Below are 8,905 nucleotides of genomic sequence, written 5' to 3' on the forward strand. Positions count from 1 at the left end.
GGCGCCCGATGCCATCGTGATCCGGCATTCAGCCTCCGGCGGCGTGAAGCTGCTGTCGCGCAAGGTCGACTGCGCCGTGATCAATGCCGGTGACGGTACCCACCAGCATCCGACTCAAGGCCTGCTCGACACGCTGACCATCCGCCGCGCCAAAGGCCGGATCGAGGGGCTCAAGGTCACGATCTGCGGCGACATCCTGCATTCACGCGTCGCCCGCTCCAACATCATCCTGCTCAACACGATGGGCGCGCGCGTGCGCGTCGTGGGCCCGGCGACGCTGCTACCCTCCGGTATCCGCGACATGAGCGTCGAGGTTTGCGACACGATGGAGGAAGGGCTGAAGGGCGCCGACGTGGTGATGATGCTCCGCCTGCAACGCGAGCGCATGTCCGGCGCCTTTGTGCCATCGGTGCGCGAATATTTCCACTTCTGGGGCCTCGACCGCGAGAAGCTGAAGGCGGCCAAGGAGGATGCGCTGGTAATGCATCCGGGGCCGATGAACCGCGGCGTGGAAATCGCCTCCGATGTCGCCGACGGGCCGCAAAGCGTGATCGAGCGGCAGGTGGAAATGGGGGTCGCCGTGCGCATGGCGGTGATGGAGACGCTGATGTTTTCGGAAAACGGAGGGCCGCGCGCATGAAGCCGCTCGTTCTGAAAAACGCCCGCATCATCGACCCCTCCCGCGACCGCGATGAAACCGGCACGATCATCGTCGAGGACGGCCGGATCGTTGCCGCCGGGGCCGATGCCATGAACCAGGGCGCGCCCGACGGCGCCGAGATCGTCGACTGCAACGGTCTTGTGGCCACGCCCGGCCTTGTCGACGCCCATGTCTTCGTCGGCGAGCCCGGCGCGGAGCATACCGAAACCATCCGCTCGGCAAGCCTTGCGGCGGCAGCCGGCGGCATCACCTCCTTCGTGATGATGCCGGACACGCAGCCGCCGATCGACGATATCGCGCTGCTCGAATTCGTGCTGAAGACCGCCCGCGATAACGCCGTCGTCAATGTCTACCCCGCCGCCGCCCTGACGAAGGGCCTTGCGGGCGACGAGATGACCGAGATCGGCATGCTCAAGGCCGGCGGCGCGGTGGCGTTTGCCAATGGCCGCTACTCGCTTTCCGACAACCGGGTGCTTCGGCGCGCGATGACCTATGCCCGATCCTTCGACGCCGTGGTGGCGCTGGAGCCGCGCGACCGCTATCTCTCGGAAACCGGCGTCATGAACGAAGGCCTGTTCGCAAGCTGGCTCGGCCTTTCCGGCACGCCGCGCGAGGCCGAGGTGATCCCGCTCGAGCGCGACCTGCGGCTGGCGACCCTCACCAAGGCCCGCTACCACGCAGCGCTGATCTCGGTCCCCGAATCGGTCGAGGCCGTGGGGGTGGCGCGCGATCGCGGCGCTTCGGTTTCCAGCGGCATCTCGATCAACCATCTGACGCTGAATGAAAACGACATCGGCGAATACCGCACCTTCTTCAAGCTTTCGCCGCCGCTCAGGCAGGAAGAGGATCGGCAGAAGATGGTCGAGGCGCTGAAGGATGGGCTGATCGACATCATCGTCTCCTCGCATGACCCGCAGGACGTCGACACCAAGCGCCTGCCGTTCTCCGATGCCGAGGATGGCGCGATTGGGCTGGAGACCATGCTGGCCGCAGCCCTCCGCCTCCACCACAGCGGCGACGTGCCGCTGATGCGGCTGGTTGACGCCATGTCGACGCGGCCGGCGAAGCTGTTCGATCTCGACGCCGGCTCGCTTCGTCCCGGCGCGAAGGCCGATATCACCCTGATCGATCTCGACGAGCCATGGGTGGTGACGCCCGACCGGCTGGTTTCGCGCTCGAAAAACACGACATTTGAAAATGCCCGCTTTTCGGGACGGGCCGTCGCGACATATGTTGGCGGCATCAAGGTCCATCAGGCGGACTGACCGGAAGGGGACGACGTGCCGGCACTATTCTCATTCGATCTGACGGCGACGCAGGCGGCGATTGCGCTGGCCGGCGGCTACCTTCTGGGCTCGATCCCCTTCGGTTATCTGATCACGAAGGCGGCGGGGCTCGGCGATATCCGCGGCATCGGCTCCGGCAATATCGGCGCCACCAATGTGCTGCGCACCGGCAAGCGGCATCTGGCCGCCCTCACCCTGGTGCTCGACGCGCTGAAGGCGACTTTCGCGGTGATCCTCGCCACGACGCTTTACGGCAGCGATGCCGGGCTTCTGGCGGGGGCTGCGGCATTCATCGGCCATCTGTTTCCGGTCTGGCTCGGCTTCAAGGGCGGCAAGGGGGTCGCGACCTATATTGGCGTGCTTCTCGGCGTCGCGCCGGCGGCGGTGCTGATCTTCGCCTTCGTCTGGCTGCTGATTGCCCGGCTTTCGCGCTATTCCTCGCTTTCGGCGCTGATTGCGACGCTTGCCATACCGGTTGCCCTGTGGATAATGGGCCTACCACAGGTTTCACTGGTGATGGCCGTTTTGACGGTGATCTCCTGGTGGCGGCACAAGACCAATATCGAGCGCCTGATATCGGGCACCGAGAGCAGGATCGGAGACAAGGGGTGACAGCGAGGGGGATTTTCCGCATCGGGGCTGAACGGCCTCCATCCACGGAAACGCCCCTTTGACAAGCCGCCCCGGCATCGCCCTGTCGGAAAGCCAGCGCATCGCCTGGCTTCGCCTGATCCGCAGCGACAATGTCGGTCCCGTCACCTTTCGCGAACTGATCAATCATTATGGCAGCGCCGAGGCAGCGCTTGAGCGTCTGCCTGAGCTTGCCGTGCGCGGCGGCGCGCGGAAGCGGTTTCGGGTGGCAAGCATTGCCGAGGCCGAAGCCGAGCTGGAAACCGCCGCCCGTCAAAAGGGCCGGTTCGTCGCGATCGGCGAACCGGACTACCCGCCAGCGCTGCGCGCGATCGACGGTGCGCCGCCGCTTCTGGCGATGTCCGGCAGCGGCGATGTCGCGACGCGGCCGGCGCTCGGCATTGTCGGCGCCCGCAACGCCTCGGTCGCCGGCGCGAAATTCACCGCCATGATTGCCAGTGCTGCGGCCGGCGCCGGCTATACCGTGGTCTCGGGCCTGGCGCGCGGGATCGACGCCGCCGCCCACCGCGCGAGCCTTGCCCACGGAACGCTGGCCGCGCTTGCGGGCGGCCTCGACCGCCCCTACCCGCCCGAAAACATCGAACTCTATCGCGCAATCTGCGAGGATGGCGGCGTCGCCATCAGCGAGATGCCCTATGGCTGGGAGCCGCGCGCCCGCGACTTTCCCCGCCGCAACCGGCTGATCGCCGGCTGCTCGCTTGCGGTCGTCGTGATCGAGGCGGCAAACCGCTCCGGCTCGCTGATCACCGCGCGCCTTGCCAATGAATGCGGGCGGCTGGTGCTGGCCGTACCGGGCTCGCCGCTCGATCCGCGCGCGCAAGGCACCAACGGGCTGATCAAGCAGGGCGCGATGATCGTATGCAACCCGGAGGACGTGCTGGAGGCGCTGGCGCCGCTATCCCAGATGGAACTGCCGATCCGGGGTGGGGCCGACGAGGAGGAGACCGAAGACCTGCCGCCAGCCGCCCCCGATGACGACGACCGCGCCCGCGTTGCCGAGGCGCTTGGCCCCAGCCCGTGCGAAATCGACGACCTGATACGCTTCACCGGCGTGAACCCCGCCGCCGTGCAACTGATCCTGCTCGAGCTGGATCTCGCCGGCCGGCTTGCGCGGCACCCGGGTGGTCGGGTCTCGCTGATCTGAGACACGCGGCCTTCATAGGGCAATGATAGCGCTAACAGACCCTGCGGGTCGTTGCCGATCAAAACCGAATTCAGCCCTTGCCCACCGAGGTGGCGAGCACCTGCGTCTGCAGATCCCCAGCCTCTATATAGGCCATGTCGATCAGGTAGCAGAGCATTTCCGCCCCGTCCTTGTTTGAAAGCCGGCGCAACTGGCCCAATATCTGACGGATATAAATTATTTCCTCCTCGGTCAATTTTTGAGAACCTTCGCGTTCGGCTGGAAAGGACGACATACATACACCTATTTTTCGGCCACGGATCGAATCCGAACCGTACTCTACTCATCCGGCTAAACAATACCGGCAAAGGTCAGGATTGCAATTACAATTAGTATTCTCTTTAGGTTGTATTAGCGTGTAGTCATGCAAAAATAGCTTCAAGGGCTTGACCCGGCCGCTGTCTCTGTCCATCTCGTGAGCGACCGGCCGGAACAGTAAATGCAGCTTTAAACAGCCCAAAAATGTCTATTCTGCTTGATCTCCCGGCGAAATTGGTAGAAGCGGAAGCGACGGTTGCCATCAGGGGGACGCCTCTGTAGCGTTCTCCCATAAGCGCGAGGCCCGTCATATCCGCCATCTGCCTGGATGCGCCTCGCGGCCGCCAAGCCGGCGGGCACGGTAGAGCGCGCGACCGACAATTTGCCGCGAAGATGCGGGCGTCGAACAAAGTCCGACGCAGACCCAGGATACGAATTACATGGACGTTGTTGTTGTAGAGTCGCCCGCGAAGGCCAAGACGATCAACAAATATCTCGGCAAGGACTACAAGGTTCTCGCCTCCTTCGGCCATGTGCGTGATCTGCCCGCAAAGGATGGATCGGTCCTGCCCGATGATGATTTCGCGATGTCGTGGAAGGTCGACACGGCCTCGGCCAAGCGGGTCAAGGATATTGCCGACGCGATGAAGAACGCCGACGGCCTGATCCTCGCGACCGACCCGGACAGGGAAGGCGAAGCCATTTCCTGGCACGTTCTCGACCTCCTGAACAAGAAGAAGCTGCTGAAGGACAAGCCGGTCAAGCGCGTGGTCTTCAACGCCATCACCAAGAAGGCCGTGCTCGACGCCATGGCCAATCCGCGCGACATCGACGAAGCGCTGGTGAACGCCTATCTCGCCCGGCGCGCGCTCGATTATCTGGTCGGCTTCAACCTGTCGCCGGTTCTGTGGCGCAAGCTGCCGGGCGCGCGGTCTGCCGGCCGCGTGCAATCCGTGGCGCTACGCCTCGTCTGCGACCGTGAAAACGAAATCGAACGTTTCGTTCCCGAAGAATACTGGAACATCGTCGCCGATCTGAAAACCGTGCGCGGCGATGCCTTTGAAGCCCGGCTGGTGCAGGCCGACGGCAAGCGCGTCCAGAAGAATTCGGTGAAGAACCAGGAACAGGCCTTCCGCATCCGCGACCTGCTCGAAGGTGCGACCTATTCGGTGGCGAGCGTCGAGGCGAAGCCGGTTCGCCGCAATCCCGGCCCGCCCTTTACCACCTCTACCCTGCAGCAGGCCGCCTCGTCCCGCCTCGGCTTTTCCGCCTCGCGCACCATGCAGGTGGCGCAGCGGCTTTACGAAGGCATCGCGGTCGGCGGCGAGACGGCGGGTCTCATCACCTATATGCGTACCGACGGCGTCTCCATGGCCCCGGAAGCCGTGACGGCGGCGCGCGATGCGATTGGCGACCAGTTCGGCGCCCGCTACCTGCCCGAGAGCGCCCGACACTATTCGGTGAAGGCGAAGAACGCCCAGGAGGCCCATGAGGCGATCCGGCCGACCGATTTCACCCGCACGCCGCAATCGGTGAAAAAGTACCTCGATTCCGACCAGTTCCGGCTCTACGACCTCGTCTGGAAGCGCGGTATCGCGAGCCAGATGGCATCGGCCGAGATGGAGCGTACCACCGCGGAGATTACCGCGGCCAAGGGCGGCGAGAGCGCCGGGCTGCGCGCCGTCGGCACCGTCGTGAAGTTTGACGGCTTCCTGGCCGCCTATGCAGACAATCGCGAGGAAAAGACGCCATCCGACGAGGATGACGATGACGGTCGTCTGCCCGAAATCAACAAGGGCGAAAACGTCGACAAAGAAAAGATCCGCGCCACCCAGCATTTCACCGAGCCGCCGCCGCGCTATTCGGAAGCCTCGCTGATCAAGCGGCTGGAAGAGCTCGGCATCGGCCGCCCTTCGACCTATGCCTCCACGCTGGCTACGCTGCGCGACCGTGAATATGTCACGATCGAGGGCCGCAAGCTGACGCCGGAGCCCAAGGGCCGGCTGGTGACGGCCTTCCTGGAGAACTTCTTCAACCGCTATGTCGAGTATGACTTCACGGCTGAGCTTGAGGAAAAGCTCGACAAGATTTCCGACGGCTCGCTCGAGTGGAAGCAGGTGCTGCGCGATTTCTGGAAGGATTTCTATGCCCAGGTCGAGGGCACCAAGGAACTGCGCGTCACCAATGTTCTGGACGCGCTGAACGAGGCGCTGGCGCCGCTGGTCTTCCCCAAGCGCGAGGATGGCGGCGATCCGCGCCAGTGCCAGGCCTGCGGCACGGGGCAGCTTTCGCTGAAGCTCGGCAAATACGGCGCTTTCGTCGGCTGCTCGAACTATCCGGAATGTAACTTCACCCGCCAGCTTTCCGGCGACGCGGAGGCCGCAAACGGCGGCATCAATCCGAACGAGCCCAACGAGCTTGGCGCCGACCCTGAAACGGGCGAGGTCGTCACCCTGCGCTCCGGCCGTTTCGGCCCCTATGTTCAGCGCGGCGACGGCAAGGAGGCCAAACGCTCCTCTCTGCCGAAGGGCTGGAAGCCCGAGGATATCGACCTGGAAAAGGCGCTCCGGCTGCTGGCGCTGCCGCGTGATGTCGGACCGCATCCCGAAGACGGCAAGATGATTACGGCCGGCCTCGGCCGCTACGGTCCGTTCGTTTTGCACGACGGCACCTATGCCAATCTCGAAAGCATCGACGAGGTCTTCGAGGTCGGCGTTAACCGCGCAGTTGCCGCCATTGCCGACAAAAAGGCCAATGGCGGACGCCGGGGAGCAACGGCAAAGGCATTGAAATCACTTGGCGACCACCCCGATGGCGGCGGCGAAGTGACCGTCAATGAAGGCCGCTACGGGCCTTATGTCAAATGGGGCAAGATCAACGCCACCATCCCCAAGGGCAAGGATCCGCAATCGATCACCATGGAAGAGGCGGTTCCGCTTTTGGCCGCGCGCGCTGAAAAGGCCGGCTTGAAGAAGCCGGCGAAGAAGGCCGCCGCCAAGAAGACCACGACGAAAAAAACGACCGCGAAATCCAAGACGGCGACAAAGAAAACGGCCAGTTCTAAGAAGACGGCCGAGGCTGAAAAGAGCGACAGTTGAGCGCAAAACCGACCGCCTCCCGGTCCCGCAAACCGGATGAGATCATTCACGGCGAAGTCCCGCCGCGCGATGTTCTGTTGAAGTTCATCGCCGACAATCCCGATCGCGCCTCCAAGCGCGAAATCGCCAAGGCGTTCGGGATCAAGGGCGATGACCGCGTGGTGCTGAAGGCGATGCTGCGCGAGCTGGAGGACGAGGGCCTGCTGCAGAAGAAGCGCAAGAGCCTGATGCGGCCTGGCGCCCTGCCCCCGGTCACCGTGCTCGACATCACCACCCGCGACAAGGACGGCGAACTGATCGGCCGGCCGGCCGAATGGCCGGTCGAGGAAGGCGCGGCCCCCGCCGTGCTGATCCGCCAGCAGGGCGGCGGCAAGAACGGCAAGCGCAAGCCTGCCTCCGCCGGAATCGGCGACCGTGTGCTCGCCAAGATCTTCCCTTCGAAATCCGAAACCGGCCCGGCCTATACCGCCCGCGTCATCAAGGTCATCGACAAGCGCCGCACGGCGGCGCTCGGCGTGGTCCGCATGCTCGATAACGGCGCGGCCCGGCTGATGCCGATCGACCGGCGAAACGACGAGGTCGAGATTGCCGACCTTGCCGGCGCGAAGGATGGCGACCTCGTGGAAGTCGATGTCCAGCGTTCCGGCCGTTTCGGCCTGGCGCGCGGCTCCGTGCTCTCCGTCGTCGGCTCGCTCGCCTCGGAAAAGGCGGTCTCGATGATCGCGATCCACGCCCACGGCATTCCGCATATCTTTCCGAAGGAAGTGCTCGACGCGGCGGATGCGGCGAAGCCCGCCACCATGTCGCACCGCGAGGACTGGCGCGACCTGCCGCTCGTCACCATCGATCCGGCTGACGCCAAGGACCATGACGACGCGGTCTTCGCCGAGCCGGACACAAGGCCGGAAAACGAGGGCGGCGTGATCGTCACCATCGCGATCGCCGACGTCTCTTACTATGTCCGCCCGAAATCGGCGCTCGACCGCGAGGCGCTGAAGCGCGGCAATTCGGTCTATTTCCCGGACCGTGTCGTGCCGATGCTACCCGAGCGGATTTCCAACGATCTCTGCTCGCTGCGCGAGGGCGAGGACCGGCCGGCGCTTGCCGTGCGCATGGTGTTTTCCAAGGAAGGCCGCAAGGCCTCCCACACCTTCCACCGCATCATGATGAAGAGCGCGGCGAAACTGTCCTACCAGCAGGCTCAGGCCGCCATCGACGGCCGCACGGACGACAAGACCGGCCCGCTTCTGGAACCGGTGCTGAAGCCGCTCTGGGCCGCCTACAAAACGATGACGATCGGCCGCGATCGCCGTCAGCCGCTGGAACTCGACATGCCGGAGCGCCGCATCCTGCTGAAGGATGACGGCACGGTCGACAGGGTGATCGTGCCCCCTCGCCTCGACGCCCACAGGCTGATCGAGGAGATGATGATCCAGGCGAATGTCGCCGCGGCCGAAACGCTGGAGCAGAAGCGCCAGGCGCTGATCTACCGCACCCATGACGCGCCCTCGCTTGCCAAGCAGGAGACGCTGCGCGAATTTCTGGCGACGCTTTCCATTCCGTTGGCAAAGGGCGGCAATCTGCGCGCCAACTCGTTCAACGGCATCCTGTCGAAGGCCGAGGACAGCCCGCATAAGGACATCGTCAACCAGATGGTGCTGCGCTCGCAAAGCCAGGCGGTCTACTCACCGGAAAATATCGGGCATTTCGGGCTGAACCTGATGAAGTACGCCCACTTCACCTCGCCGATCCGCCGCTATGCCGACCT

The 8,905-nt window shown here is 64.3% G+C and carries 7 protein-coding genes; 6 read left to right on the forward strand and 1 reads right to left on the reverse strand.

Features of this window, described 5'->3' with window-relative positions:
- The 4 genes from B4E36_RS12450 to dprA form a co-directional block, all read left to right on the forward strand.
- A partial coding sequence (locus B4E36_RS12450) for an aspartate carbamoyltransferase catalytic subunit (RefSeq protein WP_345900407.1) occupies positions 1 to 640 on the forward strand: 640 nt, incomplete at its 5' end.
- Entirely contained in the window at positions 637 to 1,926 is a 1,290-nt protein-coding gene (locus B4E36_RS12455; protein ID WP_292059098.1) for a dihydroorotase, read from the forward strand. The genes B4E36_RS12450 and B4E36_RS12455, both read left to right, overlap by 4 nt.
- Positions 1,927 to 1,941: 15 nt before the next feature.
- The gene (plsY, locus tag B4E36_RS12460; RefSeq protein WP_292059100.1) at positions 1,942 to 2,559 is read left to right on the forward strand and encodes a glycerol-3-phosphate 1-O-acyltransferase PlsY; all 618 of its coding nucleotides are present in this window, start codon (positions 1,942 to 1,944) and stop codon (positions 2,557 to 2,559) included.
- Positions 2,560 to 2,617: 58 nt separating this feature from the next.
- The gene (gene dprA, locus B4E36_RS12465) at positions 2,618 to 3,742 is read left to right on the forward strand and encodes a DNA-processing protein DprA (protein WP_345900408.1); all 1,125 of its coding nucleotides are present in this window, start codon (positions 2,618 to 2,620) and stop codon (positions 3,740 to 3,742) included.
- A 70-nt stretch (positions 3,743 to 3,812) separates the two neighbouring features.
- Here dprA and B4E36_RS12470 read toward each other — a convergent pair whose 3' ends face one another.
- Positions 3,813 to 3,977, reverse strand: a complete 165-nt coding sequence (locus tag B4E36_RS12470) for a hypothetical protein (RefSeq protein WP_230722664.1) — start codon at positions 3,975 to 3,977, stop codon at positions 3,813 to 3,815.
- 502 nt (positions 3,978 to 4,479) lie between these two features.
- Between B4E36_RS12470 and topA the strand changes: the two genes are divergently transcribed.
- On the forward strand, positions 4,480 to 7,137 hold the full coding sequence (gene topA / locus B4E36_RS12475) for a type I DNA topoisomerase (protein ID WP_292059104.1): 2,658 nt from the start codon (positions 4,480 to 4,482) through the stop codon (positions 7,135 to 7,137).
- A partial coding sequence (locus B4E36_RS12480) for a ribonuclease R family protein (protein ID WP_345900409.1) occupies positions 7,134 to 8,905 on the forward strand: 1,772 nt, incomplete at its 3' end. The genes topA and B4E36_RS12480, both read left to right, overlap by 4 nt.

The organism is Martelella sp. UBA3392 (genome assembly GCF_002358775.1).
Taxonomy (GTDB): Bacteria; Pseudomonadota; Alphaproteobacteria; order Rhizobiales; family Rhizobiaceae; genus Martelella; species Martelella mediterranea.

Bases quoted from the DNA above. Each gene is read 5' to 3' on its own strand.
- B4E36_RS12455 (WP_292059098.1), top strand. From the start codon at position 637: ATGAAGCCGCTCGTTCTGAAAAACGCCCGCATCATCGACCCCTCCCGC.
- topA (WP_292059104.1), top strand. From the start codon at position 4,480: ATGGACGTTGTTGTTGTAGAGTCGCCCGCGAAGGCCAAGACGATCAAC.